This window comes from Pontibacter chitinilyticus (assembly GCF_039748935.1).
GTDB lineage: Bacteria > Bacteroidota > Bacteroidia > Cytophagales > Hymenobacteraceae > Pontibacter > Pontibacter chitinilyticus.
On the sequence record NZ_JBDIZJ010000007.1, the window covers coordinates 113,030 to 132,783 of the forward strand.

Below are 19,754 nucleotides of genomic sequence, written 5' to 3' on the forward strand. Positions count from 1 at the left end.
AGGCAAGGTGGCGCTGCTAACGCCTTGGCAAGAAGGAGGTATCTACCCTTTGTTACTGCGAATATGAACAGCCAAAGCTACTGCGCTTATCAAGTACAGTTCAGGGTCATTTTTGCTTTGAAACAGGCAGCAGCACACGTTTAAACCGCTATAAATAGTATAAAAAATTTTACACAATTTAGCCATGCAGCTAATGTATAAAGGTCTCCTGTTGCCCTTCTTATTTCTTTTGATCGGGCTATGGACAGGTGGTGAGAACGCCTATGCACAAAACTGTACTCCTGAAATCACTGCCTCAACTGCCAGCCTTTGCAGCAGTGGAGTGGTTACGCTTACCGCCAGCACGGCGGCAGCATACAAATGGTCAACGGGAGCTACAACACAGCAAATCAAAGTCACACAGGCGGGCACTTACTGGGTAAAAACAACCACAGCAGAAGGATGCGAAGGAACTTCGGCAAACTTTGTGGTGACAGGCACACCCGATGCCAGCCTGATCAATCCGGTTTATAACTTCACGTATTGCAGCTATTCCGGCAATTCCGCAGCTTTTACGCTGAAGGTTAACAACAATTCCACGACAAGCGACACCAACCAGCAGTATGAGATCAGTTGGGGAGACGGCGCCACCGACATATACGACCAAAGCTTTGCAAGCGGGAGCCATACTTACAAATCGGCTGGCTCATACGACCTGTTGCTGAAAGTGACAAACATTAATGGCTGCAGCAGCACCAAAACGGAGCGGGTGTTTATCGGCAGTAACCCGGGCCTGGGCATCTCCAGCAAAGGCAATAGCACCAACTGTGCCCCAGCTACCTTTAACTTTACGATTTCAGGTATAGAGGGCAACTCCCCTTATACCGTTTATACTTTCCAGTTTGATGACGGCACAGCGGCTTTAAACTTTACCCAGGCACAGCTGCTCCAGTTACCCAGAGATCCGACCACGAACGAAGTCATCCTGTCACACACATTCACAGAGTCCTCAGAAGGTAAACAGAACGGCTTTACATTATCAGGTACCGCCGAGAACCCCTGCAGTTCCTCCAAAGCTACTTTTCAGGGTATCCGGATCTCGAAAGGACCGGTAGCGGATTTCAGCACCGGCAATGGCAGCAAAACAGGCTGTGTAAATGTACCTGTCCTGTTTACCGACTTGTCAAAAGGCGGGTATGATGCTTCCACGAGAACGGACATGTATAACCGGCAGTGGGAAATTACACCGGCAACAGGCTGGCAAATATACCAGGGCAACCTGGAAGACCCGCGCCCCAGTATAAAGTTTACGCAAGCAGGCGAATATACTATGACACTCTCGGTGTCGCCGCTGGATCCGAACTCCACCTGTTCCGGTAGTTCCAAAGACATGACGATCACCATCAACGAGCCGCCGACAGCAAACTTCACAATAGCCGGCAATGGCACCTGCGCCCCAGCCACCTTCACCACCCAGAACCTCTCAACGGGAGACGACCTGCATTATACCTGGCAGATAACACCAGCTACAGGATGGAGCTTTGCTGCTGGCTCGGATGCGGCTTCTGCGGCTCCATCGTTCAGCTTCACCCAGGCAGGGTCTTACAAGGTTGCCTTGGTGGCCAGCAACAACTGCAGCCCCGACAGTCGCAAAGAAACCACTGTTGTTATTCAGGAAGCGCCTGTGGCCACTCTTCCGGCGGCAGCTGTTTACTGCGGCCCGCAAACCATTGCTTTCGCAGCAAACAATGCCGCGCATGCGCCGACCTATGATGCGAAGATGGGCACCATCAGCGGCTACCGCTGGCAGGTAACCGGCCCGGCCAACGCGGCGTTTAGAGCTGGCACAGACGCTATCTCCGCCTACCCCACTATTGAGTTTACAGAACCGGGCATGTATACCGTGGCAGTAGTTGCCACCAACGACTGCGGTGATTCAGCACCTGCCACACAGACTATTACCATCAATCCGCTGCCCGAGCTGACCGTCAACTCCCCCTTACCGGCCATCTGTCTGGGCGAGAGCACCACGCTGCAGGCCTCCGGCGCGGATACCTACACTTGGGCACCGGCCACAGGCCTAAGCGCCACCACGGGAGCAACGGTAACAGCCAATCCGACTAAAACTACCACGTATACCATCACAGGAACCAACAGCGCCACCGGCTGCAGCAGTACCACTACGTTCACGGTGGTGGTCAACGCCCCCCCTGTGGTAAAGGCCACGGCCGATGTGGCGGCGATTTGCCTGGGCCAGGGAACGGCCACCCTCACCGCCAGCGGCGCAGACAGCTATACCTGGGCACCGGCAGCGGGTCTGAGCAGCACCAGCGGCGCAAGTATAACCGCCACGCCAACCGAGACCACCACCTATACTGTAACGGGCACCAGCGCAGTCACCGGCTGCACCAGCACTGCCACCGTAACGGTTACCGTAAATCCGCTGCCGGAGGTGAACGCGGGCGAAGACCTCACCGTCTGCAACAAGCCCGTACCCACCCCGCTGGCAGCTAGCCCGGCGGGCGGCATTTGGAGCGGCCCGCACGTAAGCGATAAAGGCATTTTTACGCCTCCCGCTGAAACCGGCACCTACGAACTCACCTATACTTACACGAACGAGAACGGCTGTAACAACTCCGATCAGTTGCTGGTAACGGTAGAGGAAGCGCCGGTGGCCGAGGCTGGCCCAGACCAGGTGGTGTGCCTCAATAGCGGCATTTTTCAGCTGAAGGGCTTACCGGCTGGCGGCACCTGGACGGGGGCGCATGTGGCCGCCGACGGCACCTTTACCCCCTCTGCCGCCGGCACCTTCACGCTCACCTATACCTTTGGCACGGGCAGCTGCGAAACCAGCGACCAGGTGCAGGTAACGGTGAATGCGCTGCCGGAGGCACCTACTGTAGCAGCCACGGACGTCCTTTGCCCCGGCTTTGGCACCTCGCTGCTGGTGAGCAACACGCAGGGCCACATCGCCTGGTATGATGTGCCGTCCGGCGGCAGCCCCATCCATGAGGGCGACACCTTTGACACGCCCGCACTGGACAAAACCACTACATACTATGTAGAGACCACCATTGATGGCGGCTGCACCAGCACCCGCCGCGCCGTTACCGTTACCGTGCATCCGCCCACCCCGGCACCAATTGTGGACCCGGTGCAACTCTGCGGCCCCGGCAGCACCGCCACACTGGTCGCCAACGGCAACGCCACTAAGTATGAGTGGTATGATGTGCCTTCCGGTGGAGAGCCGATCTCCAGCGAAAGAACCTTTACGACCAAGCCGCTGAATGAGAGCAAGACATACTATGTGCAGGCGATTATCAACGGCTGTATCAGTCCACGCACGGAGGCCACAGTAAGCGTGTACCCGGTGCTGACGCAGGGGCCGGTGCAGGAAGTGCCGGTGATTTGCGCCGGACAGCAGCCGGAAACGCTTGTTGGCTCCTCCCCCGACGGCGGCGACGGCACCTATACGTATCAGTGGGAAAGCAGCATCACCAGCGCCACCACCGGCTTCTCGAACATTGTGGGCGCCACAGACGCCAACTATACTTCCGGCGCGCTGAACCGCAACACCTGGTTCCGGCGAACGGTGCGCTCCGCCAGCTGCGTCAGCACCACCGATGCGCTGCTGGTGCAGGTAACGCCTGTTATTTCCAACAACACCATTCAACTGACAGACGAGAACGACATTTGCCAGGGCAGCGAAGGAGGAGAAATTAGCGGCAGCGAACCGAAGGGCGGCAGCGGCACCTATACCTTCCGCTGGGAAATCAGCACGACAGGCGCGGAAGGCGTGTACAGCAACGCGACCGGCAGCAACAGCGGCCAGAGTTACAGCCCCGGCACCCTCACCCAAACCACCTGGTTCCGCCGCGTGGTGGATTCCGGCGTTTGCCAGCAGCACTTCAGCCAGCCTGTACGCATCTTTGTGTACAAGCCCATCGCGCATAACAGCATCAGCGGAGACCAAACCATTTGCTCCGGCTCCTCGCCGCTTGTGCTGGAGGGAACGCAGCCGGAGGAGGGCAACGGCGATTATACGTATGCCTGGGAGATGAGCACCGACCAGGGCGCCACCTATACCTCGGCCACCGGCCAGAACAACGCCATCAGCTACGATCCCGGCCCCCTCACCACCACCACCTGGTTCCGACGCGTGGTGCGCGGCGGCCCCTGCGGCTCCAACACCAGCAATACCGTCATCATCACTGTTAATCCAGTTATCCAAAACAACACCATCACCCGTGTCAGCCCAATTTGCAGCGGCCAGGAGGCACCCACACTAGCAGGTGCGGCGCTGGAGGGCGGCGATGGCACTTATACTTACCAGTGGCTCTACAGCACCGGCGGCGCCAACGGCACCTTCACCGAAGCGCCCGGCACCGCCACAGATGCGACCTATGCGCCGGGCGTGCTCACCCAAACCACCTGGTACAAGCGCGTGGTGCGCTCCGGTGAATGCACCAGCACCTCGCCGGTGGTAGAGGTAACAGTCAACCAGCTGCCGCAGGCCCCGACGGTGCAGCCGGTCACCATCTGCGAGAACACCGCCGCCACGCTGGCCGTGCAGGAGCAAACCGGCACCTACCAGTGGTATACTTCCGCCAATGCCGCCACGCCTGTTTTCACAGGCCGCACCTTCACCACGCCAAACCCGCTTACCCAAACCACCATTTTTTACGTGGAGGCGGTGAACAGCAGCGGCTGCGGCAGCGCCGTGCGCGTGCCGGTGGTAGTAACGGTAAACAAAAACATCAGCCAAAACATACTTACCGCTCCCACGCCGCAGCCGATTTGCGCCGGTCAGACGCCAGGAGCCATCACAGGCTCTCAGCCGCAGAATGGCAACGGCAGCTATACCTATCGCTGGGAGTTCAGCGAAAACGGCGCGGAAGGTGAGTATAAGACCATAGCCGGTGCCACTGACGTAAACTATCAGCCGGGCGCGCTGCGCACCACCACCTGGTTCCGCCGCGTAGTCACCTCTGCCCCTTGCTTCGAGAATTACAGCGAGCCGGTGGCAATTGAGGTAGTGCCTGTTATCAGCGGCAACACCATCAAAACGGCGCAGACACTTTGCTACGGCGACATTCCCGCCACCATTACCGGAGATGCGCCTACTGGCGGCGACGGTAAGTATACGTACCTGTGGGAAAGCAGCACCAATGGCAGCACCTATGCTTCCGCCGCGGGCGACAACACAAGTATAAATTATACAGCCCTTGCCCCACTCACGCAGACCGTATGGTACCGCCGCATCGTTTTCTCCGGCCCCTGCTCCCGCGACGAGAGCGCGCCGGTGAAGGTAACGGTGCAGCCAGAGCTGGTGAACAACACGCTGACGACGCCGGAGCAAACGATTTGCGCCGGGGATGCGCCTGCCCTTATCACGGGCCTGAAGCCGATGGGCGGCGACAATAACCCGCTATACTTGTGGGAGAGCAGCGTCGACGGCAGCACCTATGGCCAGGCCGCAGGCACGCGCACTAACCAGAATTATCAGCCGCAGCCCCTGGAGCATACCACCTGGTTCCGCCGCAAAGTTACCGCCGGGGCCTGCTATACTTACTCCGAGCCAGTAAAAGTGATTGTCAATCCGGTGCTCGAGGCTAACAGCATCACCGAGAGCCAGGAAATCTGCACCGATAACGCCCCTGCTCCGCTGGCGGGCTCCCAACCTAAGGGCGGCGACGGCAGCTATACCTATGTATGGCAATACTCTCAGTCTGGCGCACCCGGCTCTTATAAACCAGTGGCCAGCAACGGCAATGAGCAAAACTATGCACCCGGCATACTAACGAATACCACCTGGTTCCGCCGCGTGGTTACTTCCGGCGCCTGCTCCAGCACCTCCAACGTGGTGAAGATCGAGGTGTCGCCGGCAATTGCGAAGAATACGATTGTGCTGTCGCAAACCATTTATGCCGGTGAAGTTCCCGCACCGCTTACCGGTTCCACGCCCATCGGCGGCAACGGCAACTATACTTATGTATGGGAGATGAGCGAAGATGGCAGCAGCTACACGACTTCCCCTGCGCCTAATACCGGTAAAAACTACGCGCCGCCAGCCCTGAAGAAGGACACCTGGTTCCGCCGCGTGGTCTACTCGGGCGGCTGCAGCAATGCCTCGGCACCTGTTAAAATTACTGTTACCCCGGCCATCGGCACTAACAACATACAGGCCGACCAGGTTATCTGCTACGGCAACCAACCCGCCACCCTCACCGGCACCAAACCGATGGGCGGCGAGGGCGACTATAAATTCTTGTGGCAGTCGAGCACCCAAGGGCCGGAAGCAGGATGGCTAACGGCTACTGGCAGCAGCACCGGGCAGGATTATAGTCCGCGTGCACTGACACAGACCACCTGGTTCCGCCGCATTGCTATCTCCGGCACCAACACGAACACCAGTGTGCCTGTCATGATCACTGTGAAGCCAGCCATGCGCAACAACAAGATCAGCACCAGCCAAACCATCTGCTACAACTCGGCCCCGGCAACGCTGGCAGGATCGGTGCCGACAGGTGGCAGCGGCAGCTATACTTACCTGTGGGAGATGAGTACGGATGGCCCATCGGCTAATTTCAAGACAGCTACGGGTGCCAACAACAGGCAGGATTATACGCCTCCTCCCCTCACCCGCACCAGCTGGTTCAGGCGTGTGGTTTCGTCTGAGTCGTGCGAGGTGCTGGTGAGCGAGCCGGTGCAGGTAACCATCCTGCCGCTGCCTGCCGCACCGGTGGCAACGGACGTTAGCATCTGCTCCGGCAGCACGGCCACCCTCACCGCCACCGGCAAAGGCGGACGCCTGGAGTGGTACGCCAGTGCCGCAGGAGGCACGCCGCTGCAGGTGGGCAGCTCCTATACGACGCCCGTGCTCACCAACTCCACCAGCTACTATGTACAGGAGGTATCGCAGACGTGCGCCGGCGAGCGCACCGAAGTGACTGTTCAGGTATCGGACGCGACAGCCAATGCAGGCGAAGATGTGGCGGTGGTGAAAGGCCGCAGCGTGGAGCTACACGCCAGTGGCGGCGTGTCCTATAGCTGGTCGCCGGCTACAGGGCTGAGCGACCCCAATATAGCCGCCCCGGTGGCAACGCCGGAAGCCACCACTACCTATAAAGTATCGGTGGTGACGGCAGGTGGCTGCACCTTTACGGACGAAGTAATTATTACAGTGCTGCCGTTTGTGGATGTGCCGAACACCTTCACCCCCAACCGCGACGGCATCAATGACACGTGGGAGATTGCCAACATAGACAAGTACCCGCACTGCAAAGTGCAGGTATTTAACCAATGGGGTAATATGGTGTTCAGTTCTGATGGGTATGGCGAGAAATGGGACGGACGCTACCAAGGCAAAGAGCTGCCCATCGCCACTTATTACTATGTCATTCACCTGGATAAAAACGAAAAGCCGCTGGCCGGCAGCATCACCATTGTTCGATAATGAAGCTTATGTATAAACTTTTAGCTTTCGCTTTTGCTCTTCTGCTGGCTATGCAGGCGCTGGCCCAGCAGAAGCCCCAGTACTCGCAGTACACGCTCAACAACTACCTCCTGAACCCCGCCCTCAGCGGCATAGAAGACTATGCTGACCTGCGGCTAGGTACCCGGCAGCAATGGTCGGGCCTGGAGGGGGCGCCGGAATCTTACTACCTGACCTTGCAAATGCCGATACACAAGGACATAGTGCCCTCTTACCGTGGCCGGAGGACGGGCGAAGTAGCCAAGGAAGCTTCTACCAAGCATGCAAACGTATACCGCCGTGTGCGCCCGCACCATGGCATTGGGTTAACGGCCATGTCCACACAGACGGGGCCGCTGAAACGGGGCAGCTTCAGTGGCAGCTATGCCTACCACCTGCCTGTTACGCGCACCACACGCATTGCGGCAGGTGTAGCGCCGGGCTTGGTGCAGTATAGCCTGGATCCGTCGTATGTAAAAACCGCCAACAGCAACGACCCGGCTATTATGGACGGGCGCATTAATGAGGTAAAGTTTGACCTGACGATGGGACTCTGGCTCTACTCGCAAAGCTATTACATTGGTTTTTCGGGCGCGCAGCTGGTGCCCAGCAAACGCCAGTACCTGGACACCGGCACACTGGAAGATAACGAGGGCAAGCTGCAGAAACACTACTTTGCCACTGCCGGCTACCGCGTCGATCTGACACCTGAATTTTCTGTCATTCCATCGGTAATGGTAAAGCTGGCGCAGCCCAGCCCCACCTCCATCGATGCTAACGTAAAAGCCATTTATGCCAACCGCGTCTGGGCAGGGGTATCCTACCGCCACAAAGAATCTGTTTCGGCAATGGCCGGCATTAACATCAGCCCTTTACTGGACGTTTCTTATTCTTATGATGCCACCAGCACCTCGCCTCTGGGCGTTGCCAATGCCGGCAGCCACGAGGTGGTTATAGGATTCAAGCTGCGCAACACCCAGAAAGTGATCTGCCCGGTGTGGGCCTGGTAGCGGATTATTGTTGAAGACGACCAAATTAGTAAATAAAAAAGGGAGATGCTGCAACAGCATCTCCCTTTTTTATTTACTGGCTAAACAACCGCTAGTAACACGTACAGGCAAACAACCCTTCTGATATTCCATTAGCTAGCTGTGCGGCTTGAATCGCTTAGCTGATCTTTTCAGCTTTAAAACCGGCTTTCTCAACAGTGTTTTTGATCGTATTCGCGTCCAGCGAATCAGTTGTTACCTCCAGCACTTTGTCAGGGTTATTGGTATCTACCTGCCAGTTTTCTACACCTTCCAGCTTGTTGAGGTGTGGTGTTACGGCTTTCACGCAGCCGCCGCAATTAATAGTGGTTTTAAATTTATACGTTTTCATACTTTACATTTTTACTTCATTAAACATCTGTTTTCATCTTACTTATATGTTCCTACCCCGCAAGCGCAGGCTGTTGGCCACAACAGACACAGAACTGAAAGCCATGGCAGCACCGGCAATCATAGGGCTTAACAAGAAACCGGTGAACGGGTATAGCACACCGGCTGCTACCGGTATACAAATCAGGTTATAGAAAAAGGCCCAGAACAGGTTTTGCCGGATCGTTTGCACGGTGGCACGCGACAGGCGCACCGCAGCGGCTACCTGTGTCAGGTCCGACCGCATCAGCGTAATGCCAGCCACCTCCATAGCCACATCTGTTCCCTGCCCCATCGCAATGCTGATGTCGGCACTAGCCAGCGCCTGCGCATCGTTTATACCGTCGCCGACCATGGCAACGGTTTTGCCTTCTGCCTGCAGTTGCTTTACGATGCTAGCTTTATCCTGGGGCAGCAGCCCTGCCTCGTAATGCGCTACGCCTACCTGCCGGGCCACAGCGGCAGCCGTTTGCGTATTGTCGCCGGTGAGCATATAAACCTCCAGGCCAGCTTCCTGCATCACTTTGATGCCTTCAGCTGCCGTTGGTTTAATCGGATCGCTGACGGCGAAAACTGCCAGCGCCTGCGTTGCATCGGCAAAGAAGATCACGGTTTTGGCGTCTTCCTGCAACTTTGTAGCGGCCTTTTGCAATGTGTCTGGTACCCGTACCTGCTGTTCCTGCAACAGCTTTTCATTTCCGGAAAAATACTGTTTGTCGTTATACTTAGCTTCAACGCCAAGGCCGGTCAGGCTGCTAAAATAGTCTGGTTGCACGGCTTGCCTGCCTGCTTCTTTGTAGTAAGTATAAACGGCCTGTGCAACCGGGTGCTCTGACTGTGCTTCCATTGAAAAGAAAAGCGTTTCCAGGTGCTCTTTCGCTGTGACATCCTCCGCCCAAACCACATCCGTAACAGAGGGTTTACCTAACGTAATCGTCCCTGTTTTATCCAGAATAACGGTGTTCACGTGCTGCGCGCGCTCCAGACTCTCGGCATCTTTGATCAGAATCCCTTGTTCGGCACCACGGCCTACGCCCACCATAATTGCAGTTGGCGTTGCCAAGCCCAGGGCACAGGGGCAGGCGATTACCAGCACCGAGATCATGGACAGCAGCGCCTCGGTCAGGTGAGCCTGCCCGCCAAGTATAAGCCAGGCAGCGAACGTGAGCAGCGCAATACCCAGCACAACGGGCACAAAGATGCTGGCGATCTTATCTACTAATTTCTGCACAGGCGCTTTGCTGCCCTGCGCCTCCTGCACCAGTTTGATGATGTGGGCCAGCATGGTTTCGCCGCCGGTTTTCTCCGCCAGCAATTGCAGGCTGCCCTTCTGGTTGATGGTACCGGCATAGAGTTTATCGCCCGGCTGTTTCTGCACAGGCAGCGGCTCGCCGCTCAGCATGCTTTCATCCACATAGGTACTGCCGGTCACCACCTCGCCATCTACCGGCACGCGCTCACCTGGCAACAGCACCACCCGGTCGCCCACCTGTACTTCTTCTACCTTTATTTCCAGCTCGTTGCCGCCCCGCAAAATGCGCACGGTTTTCGGTTGCAGGCCCATGAGCTTTTTAATGGCGGCAGAGCTCCGGTCCTTCGCGCCCTCCTCCAGGTACTTGCCAAGCAGTATAAACGCGATCACCACAGCCACGGCCTCATAGTATACATGCGGCATCAGGCCACGGCTTAGGAAGAACTGCGGGTAAACCGTGTTGAATACGCTAAACAAAAACGCGATGCCGGTGCTGAGCGCCACCAGCGTATCCATGTTTGCCCGACCGTTTTTAAGCTGCGACCAGGCACCGGTAAAGAAGCGCTGGCCCGCCCACAACAATACTGGCGCTGTGAGGACCAGCATGGCCCAGTTGCCCCAGGTAAAGGTATCATGAAAGAACATGCCGAGCAGAAACACAGGGAACGCCAGAATACCTGCTACCAGCGTCTTGCGCTTCAGGATGGTCAGTGCTTTTGCCTGCCGCTCCTCCAGTTCCTCCTGCGTTTTATTGTCTATCAGCAGATCGAAGCCGATCTCATGCACTGTATCGCGCAGCAGCACCGGGCTTACCTGATTAGGTACATAAGCTACCTGCACTGTTTTAGCTGCAAAGTTTACGTTTGCCTCCTGCACGCCTTCTGTCGCGCGCAGCATACTTTCGATGCTGCTGGCACAAGAGGCGCAACTCATGCCCTCTACCGGAAAGGTTTGCTTGGTTATTTTAGGAGCTGTTATAGTTGCCATCTGCTTATATGTCTTGAATCTTATAGTACAAATGTACGGATAGACAAGGGCTGCTGTGTTACACAAAACGCAGGAAGGTTTACATATTTTAGCCTGCTAATGCTAACAGTACATCTATACTTATTAAGTCATAATTTGTATTATATAAATATTAGCTTGACTTATATTACACATTGCTAATTTTTGCATATTTAAATATTTCTTACCCCATTAAATTTTAACACAAATATTTTGTTCATATCCGCCTAAATTAAGAAATTGAATATCTATATTAAAGTTAATATATATTTAGACTTTTCTTAGAGACAAGTTTTACAACCAGTTGCACCCGAATCTCCTTCTCAGCCTTATTTTGAATTAGCCGTAATGGGACAAAATGCGCTAACACAAAGTACCAAAAGCCATAAGCAAACGATGCGTCGGCTGACAGTTGCTTTCCTTGGTCTGCTCATGCTGCTGGTAGTAGTATGTGTGTTTCTATACCTGCAAGCTACCCGCCTGCAACAGGACTACAGTACAACGGTGCTGCGGGACCATAAGCGGTTGGAACTGGTTAACCGATTGTACAGTAACAAGGAGCTAAAGCAAAACCTGCTGCGGCTGTACCAGGATGCAACGGATACATCTACAAAAGACAAGCTGCGCCGGGATTTTAAGCAGGCCCGGAACGCCAATGCCGCAACCCTGCGGGAGCTATCAACTTACCTGAATACAACCAAGCAGGCTATACTAGCAGATTCGCTGCTGCAGCAACACCAGCGCTATACCATTTATACCGACAGTTTACTGGCCTTAAGCGAGCTGCACCGGCCAGCGGAGGCACAGGCCTATACCAGGCACTACCTGGTCCCGTTCTACCACCGGCACCAGGCGAACCTGCTCAAGTTGGGCAATGCAGTTTCAACTTCTTCCGAACGAACGAGCACCGGCGTAGTCGCTATGTTCTCTTCTATTGTATCCCGGTGTGCCATATTGCTACTCATTGCCATTGCCGTAGCTATCTGGGTGACTTTTACTTTGAACAAGGTATTTCGCTACTTAAACCGCGAAAACAACATCCTTAACGCCGAAGTAATGGAGCGGAAGCAGTTGCAACATGCGCTGCTCGAAAGCCAGCAGCAGTTGAAGCGTATTTTCAACAGCAACCCTGTGCCTATGTGGGTGTATGACCAGCATTCGCTTAAGTTTATGCAGGTAAATCAGGCAGCAGTGCAGGAGTATGGGTATTCGCGTGAGGAGTTTCTGCAGATGACCTTACAGGACATTCGGGCAGAAACCGAAACCGCCGCTTTTTTGCAGCGGATGCAAACGATTGATAAAAGTGCTGATGGGTCCAGCAAAGGGTTTCGGCACCAGCGCAAAGATGGCTCCCAATTTATAGTGGAATTGCGGTCGCATGCGTTACCCGAGCAGGATGACCTGTATCCTCGGTTAGTGGTGGCTGTGAACGTGCAGGAACGCGAGCAGGCCATTACGGACCTCCAGAAAAGTGAGCAACAACTGCGCGAGATCAGTTCCAGTATTCCTGGGGCGGTGTACCAGTTCCTGATTGATGCGGAGCAGCAAATCAGCTTTCCCTTCGTCAGCGACGGCATTAAGGACCTGTATGGCGTAACGCCGGCAGATGTATATACCTCACCGCAAGCACTTTACCGCCATATCCATCCTGAAGACCAGGAGCTCATTAGAAGTACCACAGCCACAGCCAGCAGCACTATTACGCCTTGGCTGGTAGAGTATAGGATGTGGCAGCCGGAGCGCAGCACCTGGAAGTGGGTTCGCGGCCACGGCTTACCTACCGCAAAGCAGGATGGCACCATCTTGTTCAATGGTACTCTGATAGATATTACGGAGCAGAAGGAAGCCCAGGAAAAACTGTTGCAAAGTGAGGCGAACCTGCGTGCTCTGCTCAACAGCTCGCCGCAAGCCATTTTCCTGCTCGATAAAAATTTAGAAGTGCTGTCTTATAACGCGGTGGCCGCAGCCGATGTGAAGCGCTGCCTGCTGAAAAGATTGCGCAGAGGCCAGTGTATACTTGATTTTGTGGATGCGCAGCTGCGGCAGCAAGTGCTAGACAATCACAGCAAAGCCATGCAGGGGCACGCAACTTTATACGAAGCCGGCATGGGCGCTTACTGGCATGAAGTGGCTTTCAGGCCGGTGCTGGCAGCAGACAACAGCGTGCTGGCAGTTGCCCTGACCATCCATAATATATCAGAGCAGAAAAACGCCATCGCCACCATTAAACAAAGCGAAGCCCAACTGGCCCGTGCGCAGCAGCTGGCACAACTGGGCAACTGGGAGTATGACATTCAAAAAGACCTGCTGACCTGGTCGGATGGCGTGTATGCAATCTTTAAAGTAAGCCGCGACTCGTTTGTGCCTTCGCTCCATAGTATAAAGCAGTTCGCACATCCCGATGCCCGCGAGCACCTGATCAAGAAGTATAGCAAAGCGGTGCGCCAGAAATCTGGCTTAGCGCTAGACCACCATGTGATACTGGCGGATGGCTCTGAGCGCTTTTTACACGAAGTGGGGGAAGTGATCTGCGATGAAGACGGCGTGCCAGTGAAACTCTCCGGCTCGGTGCAGGACATTACAGAACGCGTACAGGTAGCACGGGAAGCCACAGAGGCAAAAAACCTGCTGCAGTCTACCTTGGAAAACATACCGGAAATTATCTTCTCCACCAATCCTAGCCTGCAGCTTACGTATGTGAGCCCGCAGTGCCGGGAAATTACCGGCTATACGGAGCAGGAGTTCGTAGAAAAGCAGCACCTTTGGGACGAGCTCCTGCTGCCCGAGGACAGAAGGTACGTAGTGCGCAACCTGCTCCCTTCCCTGTTTGCCGGTAACCGCCAGCAGTATGAAAGCCGGATTATTACCAAATCAGGTGAAACCCGGTGGCTGCTGCTCCGGCTCTCGCCTCTGCTGGATGAAACGGGCAAGCTACAGCGTATCGATGGGTCGGCTTCGGATATCACCAACGATAAGGCGGAAGAGGTGAAACGCAACGAACTGACAGAACAGCTCCTGAACCAGAACCAGAACCTGCAGCAATTTGCGTATATCGTTTCGCATAACCTGCGGGCTCCCATCGCCAACATACTTGGCCTAACTTCTATTTACAACAGCGCCCAGCCCGAAGCCCCCGTGAACCAGCGGGTAGTAGACAAGCTGATCAAATCGGCCCAGCTGCTCGACTCCACCATTCGAGATCTGAACGAGATCCTGACCATGCGCAGCCAGCTACAGCAGGAGCAGGAAGAAGTTTGCCTGGAAGAAATACTGCAACTGGTGCTCGAAAGCATGCCCGAAGTGAAGGCTGCCGCGGAGATCAGGTACAATTTTGAGGCTGCTCAACGCATTTCTACGGTTCGGAGTTATATGCAAAGCATTATAACTAATTTAATATCAAACGCTTACAAATACAAAGCATCAGACAGAAAATTGCATTTAACATTAAACACTTCCAAACATAGTAACTATATTTGCCTCAGCGTTTCAGACAATGGATTAGGCCTTGACCTGCCGCGCCTGAAAGACAAAATGTTTGGGTTATACAAGCGGTTTCATCCTAACATAGAGGGGCGCGGGCTTGGCTTGCATTTGGTAAAAACACAGGCTGAATTGCTCAATGGCAAAGTAGAAGTGGAGAGCCAGCTAGGCGTAGGAACAACGTTTAACATATATTTTAGAGGTTGAGTGTAGCAATGAGTATACTGCGGAAAGTAGTTATTGTAGATGATGATGAAGTGAACAACTTTGTCTGTGAGAGCATCATTAAAAGCCAGCAGTTTGCAGAGGAAGTATGTAGTTTTGAGAATGCGGAAGACGCAATTAACTTTCTAAAGAAGTCGGCCGAAGATTGTGCCGAAAAATTCCCGGAGCTTATCTTCCTGGACATCAATATGCCAGGCATGGATGGCTGGTCTTTTATAGAAGAATACAGGCAATTGCCGGAAGAACTGACACAACGCTGTAACCTTTTTATGCTTTCGTCCGCCGTTGACCGGAAGGACATACAGTATGCCAGAAGTCACCATGAGGTAAAGGAGTTCTTTTCAAAGCCGCTTTCGCCAGAGATTCTGGACCTGATAAAAGAAGAATTTATTTAGTATCAAATACTTCCAAAACGGGAGCAACAGCTACTGCGCCCTGTGTGGGAGAAAGCTATTGTACCTGGTCCAGCGGTTTGCGGAGCAGGGCCGTATCTTTTTTATAAGCAGATGGCGTGAGCCCCGTTACCTGCTTGAATTGCCCTGATAAGTGCGCCACGCTGCTATACCCTAACTGATAGGCAATCTGGCTCAGGGTAAGCTCATCATAGGCTAGCAACTCCTTCGCCCGTTCTATTTTTTGGAGCACTACGTACCGGGCAATGGTGATTCCCTCTTCTGCCGAAAACAGGCTGCTCAGGAAGTTATAATCTTTGTTGAGCGTATTTGCCAGGTAATCAGAAATATTAATGTGCAGGTCCTCCAGCTTGCCTGAACGGATCAGGCTGATGAGGGCAATCTTAATCTGTTCCGCTATTTCTGTCCGCTTGCTATCCAGCAGTTCAAAACCGTCAGTAGTCAGGGCTTGCCGAATTTGATCTAGTTCGGCCTCTGTTGGCTGGCGCAACAAATGAGCCTCGCCCAACTGCACGGTCGCAATCGGCAGCCGGAGCTGTTCTAGTTCCTCCGTTACCACTTTAATGCAGCGCGGACACACCATGTTCCGGATATGCAAGGTATAGTTCGACATGTTGTCACGTTATGTATGAGGTAGCAATTTATACTTTAACAAAATAATTTCCGCATTAGTTAACATAGAATCACCCTCCTTTCTTTTGTACGGTTCTGCTTAAGCCTGCCGTAGCCTGCAGACTGCACTTCACGTCATTACCCCTTTTCTCCATCCTTTCAGCCCTATTTTGCGCTTATACAATAATTGTTACTTTCTAATATTTTATATAACACCACAATAAGTATAAAACTGCTATTTGTAGCCATACCAGCACTTTAACTCACAGTCTAAACTTTGATAGGATAATAGTAATTTAAACAATATCAATAATGTATAAATTTAGAACAACATTATTATATAAAGGGCGTATTAGCCATCAATGAATAATATAGCTAAATCTTAATTTAACAACTAACCTCTACCGTTCACGCGGAAACCTTACACCTTTATACCTTATGAAAAGAATTTTACTCGTTACAATGATCTGGTTTATGGCGGCAGGCGCTTCATTTGCTCAGGATGCACCCAAATTATCCGCAGAAGCAGAAAAGGAATGCACTGACATTACCCGAACGATGGCAAATGCTTTACACCTGAACGAATTAGGCTATATTAAACTGAAGGCGCTGAACCGGGAACGCTATACCGCAACCCTTGCCCTTATGCAAGCCTATAAAAACGATCAGCAGCAGTTAACGGAGAAACTGCAGGCAGTTGCAAGCACTTATGAGCAGCAAATACTCTCCTTCCTCAATGAGAAACAACTGCAGGCGTATGCAACGTATAAAGTCGAGGTGAACGCCAGCAGCAGGTTTGTAGCTTTTACGCAGGAAAATACGAAACCATAATGTGGCAAGATAATAAAGGCCAACTGTAGAAGTAGGCCTTTATTGCACGCCTCAACATTATAAAAGCAGGGCTTGCCGTTACTGGAAAGCCCTGCTTTTAAGCTTTTTAGACCCTATACCTACCTGCGGCTGTAATCTGCATCGTCAGGCTCTTTTTCATCGTCGCCAAAAGGCTGGTTTCCCCGGCGTATGCCGTTCACTTTGTCATCCATCTCGGTATCGCTGCCCTCGTATTCAAAGCCAGGGCCCTGTGCAAAAGACTCAATGCTCTCGCTGTTGTTGTCGCCATAGCCTGTTGTTTCGTTTCCGCCGATATGCAGGTTCTGCAACTTGTCTTTCTGACCAGGCCGTTCTGTTATTCCTCCCGGTCCCATGTTGCGTTTCGCGGAAGGGTCAGGATGGTTATCGTTCGATACACGCTCGTTGTAATCGCTGTTTACGTTATCTGGTCTATCAGTTATCTTCGCTTTATCTTCTTCTCTCGTGCTCATGATGCTTCAGTTTAAGTATGATTTGTTATACGCGCTCCTTTCCGGCATGTTCAAACACCAGACGCAGGCGCAGTTCTTACCCAATTAACAAGCGCAAGGCCGGTTTGTTAAATAATTGGCTGATGAGGCAAATAAAGGCTAGCAGATATATTGCCAGCCTTAAGGAATAAGAAGGTCCAGGCGCTGGCAGCATCTAAAAGCACCGGGTGAGATACTACTATAGCGGCTGGTTCTGTTATCTTTGCAAAATTTTCAGGTAAACACGGCACCTCCGCACCCGAAATTGTGTTGCCATTTGATTAACCAGTTAAAGCCCACTATGAACTTTTCCAAAATATACGACCCGCGGGAGATGAATTCTTATCAGTTTGTGGCTGCTACAGGTTTGGTGATGACGCTGGTAGCGCACCTCATACTTTTCCTGCTGGGCAAGCACATCCGCAACTTTGAGGCTTTATACTTGTGCTGGGCCGTGTTCTTTACGCTGGGTACTGTGGCAAACTTCAGGAGCAAACCTAACGATCACCACCATCACCATTAAGCAGCGCTGCCCAGGTGCGCTTTACTTCAGAAAGTTGAGCAGCACCCGGTGAAATTTCTGTGTTGCCTCCAAGTGCGGGATGTGCCCGATATTATCCAGCTCCACCAGTTTGGCGTTCGGAATAGCCGCTGCTGTTTTCTTCCCTAACTCCTCGTATTGGCCGTGCTGCTGCACTACCGCTTTGTCTTTTATGTAGCCTTTACCCACAATGGTTCTGTCGGCTTTGCCTACCACCACCAGCGTCGGCACCTGCAGTTTCGCAAATTCATACACCACCGGCTGCTGGTAGATCATGGCATACGTTAGCGCTGAAGCCATAGCGACCTTTGGATAATCCGGGCTTTGGAGCTGTGCAGCCGGCACCTGCACCCACTCCTCGTAGGAAGGCTTCCACGAAGTATAGTAGCCATGGTGATAATTGCGCATCGACGATTCGGTCCTGTTCAACTCTGTCTGATACAGCTCGTCCACGGTTTTGAAGGGCACAAAGAGGCGGTAATCCTCCAAACCGATCGGATCTTCGAGCACCAGTTTCTGCGTCATCTCCTGATACATCAGAGCAAAGCGTGTGGCCACCATGCCGCCCATAGAGTGCCCCACCACCATCACCTGCTTCACGCCCAGGTGCTGCAGTAATGCCTGCGTGTTTTGCGCCAACTGGTGAAAGTTATAGTAGATAGCCGGTTTGTCAGATTTGCCAAAGCCGATCTGGTCCGGCACGACTACCCGAAAGCCATTCTCCACCAGAAACCTGATCGTCTGTTCCCAATACGCACCCAGAAAGTTCTTGCCATGCAAGAGCATGACTGTCTGCGGATGCTGCACTTTGCTGGCGGGCGCTACATCCATATAGGCCATTTTATACGTCTGGCCTTCTACCTGCACCGCGAAATACTTTACTTCAAACGGATACTTATACCCACTAAGCGTGGCATCATAGGTTGTTTTCTGTTGGGCCTGCAGGTGCAGGGGCACCAACAAGGCCAAGCACAGTATAAGCTTAATTGCGCATCTGAACTCCCTTATCATAGTCTTTTTACAAAGTATAAATAACGACTATGGTTTACTACGAAGTCTGGTAGATGGTTTAAAATGAAAGCTCCACAGCATGGCAGTAACACAATAAAATATTTCAGATAATTATTGTATAACAAGTCGAATAATATGCAATTTACTATATATTTACACCGTGTTTGCACGCCTGTGTCTCTTCTTTCAAACGGTTGAAAGACAGCGGTTACATCCTGTTCAGAGCTATCTTACATCCATATTGAAAACCAACATTTAGCCCATGAAAAAACTTTTACTTTTTGCCCTTGTCTGCCTCACCCTGGTGAGCTGCGGACCACAGATTTACCAGGCGCCTTCGTTTAAAACAGAAAGCGCCAACCACAAAGTGGTAGCCATTCTGCCGTTTGATGTTACCATTGAATCCAGACGCCTGCCGAAGGGTGTAACCGCGGACATGGTACAGGACCAGCAGCGTGACTACGGCTACGGTATCCAAAGCGACGTATACGGTTACCTGCTCCGCGAAATGAGCAAAAACCGTTATACCGTTACCTTTCAGGATGTTAGCAAAACGAACGCCATTCTAAACGATGCAGGCCTGGCGTACGGCGACCTTCGGCTGAAATCAAAAGAAGAGATCTGCGAACTGCTGGGTGTTGATGCTGTTGTCTCCGGCCAGGCAACCATGTCCAAACCTATGTCGGATGGTGCCGCCATTGCCGTAGGGCTGCTGGTGGGTGCCTGGGGATCTACCAACACCATTAACACGACCATTACGATTCATGAAGGCCGCAAAGGTGATCTGATGTGGAAGTATGACTACGTGGCTTCCGGCTCCATAGGAAGCAGCCGGCAATCGCTGACAAATGCATTGATGCGCAATTCTTCCAAAAAATTCCCTTACAAAAGATCATAATTTATACTTTAAGATAGCTATTCCTGCTGCTCCGCTGAACAAGCAGCCAGAAAACAAAAAGCCTCGTCAACCCACTCTGGACGCCGAGGCTTTTTGTTTTGAGGAG

The 19,754-nt window shown here is 53.0% G+C and carries 12 protein-coding genes; 7 read left to right on the forward strand and 5 right to left on the reverse strand.

Annotated elements, in window-relative coordinates:
- Positions 1–193 precede the first annotated feature (193 nt).
- Both ABDW72_RS12400 and ABDW72_RS12405 read left to right on the forward strand, forming a co-directional pair.
- Positions 194–7,435 (forward strand): Ig-like domain-containing protein, encoded by a 7,242-nt coding sequence (locus ABDW72_RS12400; RefSeq protein WP_347158886.1) that lies wholly within the window; start codon positions 194–196, stop codon positions 7,433–7,435.
- A gap of 8 nt (positions 7,436–7,443) precedes the next feature.
- Positions 7,444–8,463: a PorP/SprF family type IX secretion system membrane protein gene (locus ABDW72_RS12405; RefSeq protein ID WP_347158887.1), complete on the forward strand. Its 1,020-nt coding sequence runs from the start codon at positions 7,444–7,446 to the stop codon at positions 8,461–8,463.
- 157 nt (positions 8,464–8,620) lie between these two features.
- Here ABDW72_RS12405 and ABDW72_RS12410 read toward each other — a convergent pair whose 3' ends face one another.
- Positions 8,621–8,833 (reverse strand): heavy-metal-associated domain-containing protein, encoded by a 213-nt coding sequence (locus ABDW72_RS12410; RefSeq protein WP_347158888.1) that lies wholly within the window; start codon positions 8,831–8,833, stop codon positions 8,621–8,623.
- 42 nt (positions 8,834–8,875) lie between these two features.
- Complete coding sequence (locus tag ABDW72_RS12415) at positions 8,876–11,110, reverse strand: heavy metal translocating P-type ATPase (protein WP_347158889.1); 2,235 nt, start codon at positions 11,108–11,110, stop codon at positions 8,876–8,878.
- A 414-nt stretch (positions 11,111–11,524) separates the two neighbouring features.
- Between ABDW72_RS12415 and ABDW72_RS12420 the strand changes: the two genes are divergently transcribed.
- Together ABDW72_RS12420 and ABDW72_RS12425 are read left to right on the forward strand one after the other, a co-directional pair.
- A complete protein-coding gene (locus ABDW72_RS12420) occupies positions 11,525–14,815 on the forward strand; it encodes a PAS domain S-box protein (protein ID WP_347158890.1) in 3,291 nt (1,096 codons plus the stop codon).
- A gap of 8 nt (positions 14,816–14,823) precedes the next feature.
- Positions 14,824–15,228 carry a response regulator gene (locus ABDW72_RS12425; protein ID WP_347158891.1) on the forward strand — a complete coding sequence of 135 codons (405 nt, stop codon included), beginning with the start codon at positions 14,824–14,826 and terminating at the stop codon, positions 15,226–15,228.
- A gap of 55 nt (positions 15,229–15,283) precedes the next feature.
- On the opposite strand, the gene ABDW72_RS12430 is transcribed toward ABDW72_RS12425, so the two are convergent.
- Positions 15,284–15,859 carry an AraC family transcriptional regulator gene (locus ABDW72_RS12430; RefSeq protein WP_347158892.1) on the reverse strand — a complete coding sequence of 192 codons (576 nt, stop codon included), beginning with the start codon at positions 15,857–15,859 and terminating at the stop codon, positions 15,284–15,286.
- A 437-nt stretch (positions 15,860–16,296) separates the two neighbouring features.
- On the opposite strand from ABDW72_RS12430, the gene ABDW72_RS12435 reads away from it, so the two are divergent.
- Positions 16,297–16,689, forward strand: a complete 393-nt coding sequence (locus ABDW72_RS12435) for a hypothetical protein (protein WP_347158893.1) — start codon at positions 16,297–16,299, stop codon at positions 16,687–16,689.
- A gap of 119 nt (positions 16,690–16,808) precedes the next feature.
- Here the strand turns inward: ABDW72_RS12435 and ABDW72_RS12440 are convergent, their stop codons facing one another.
- Positions 16,809–17,180 carry a hypothetical protein gene (locus ABDW72_RS12440; protein ID WP_347158894.1) on the reverse strand — a complete coding sequence of 124 codons (372 nt, stop codon included), beginning with the start codon at positions 17,178–17,180 and terminating at the stop codon, positions 16,809–16,811.
- A gap of 319 nt (positions 17,181–17,499) precedes the next feature.
- Between ABDW72_RS12440 and ABDW72_RS12445 the strand changes: the two genes are divergently transcribed.
- Positions 17,500–17,721 carry a hypothetical protein gene (locus tag ABDW72_RS12445; RefSeq protein WP_347158895.1) on the forward strand — a complete coding sequence of 74 codons (222 nt, stop codon included), beginning with the start codon at positions 17,500–17,502 and terminating at the stop codon, positions 17,719–17,721.
- A gap of 21 nt (positions 17,722–17,742) precedes the next feature.
- Here the strand turns inward: ABDW72_RS12445 and ABDW72_RS12450 are convergent, their stop codons facing one another.
- The gene (locus tag ABDW72_RS12450; RefSeq protein ID WP_347158896.1) at positions 17,743–18,750 is read right to left on the reverse strand and encodes an alpha/beta fold hydrolase; all 1,008 of its coding nucleotides are present in this window, start codon (positions 18,748–18,750) and stop codon (positions 17,743–17,745) included.
- A gap of 262 nt (positions 18,751–19,012) precedes the next feature.
- Between ABDW72_RS12450 and ABDW72_RS12455 the strand changes: the two genes are divergently transcribed.
- Positions 19,013–19,648 (forward strand): hypothetical protein, encoded by a 636-nt coding sequence (locus ABDW72_RS12455; protein WP_347158897.1) that lies wholly within the window; start codon positions 19,013–19,015, stop codon positions 19,646–19,648.
- The last annotated feature ends 106 nt before the right edge of the window (positions 19,649–19,754 follow it).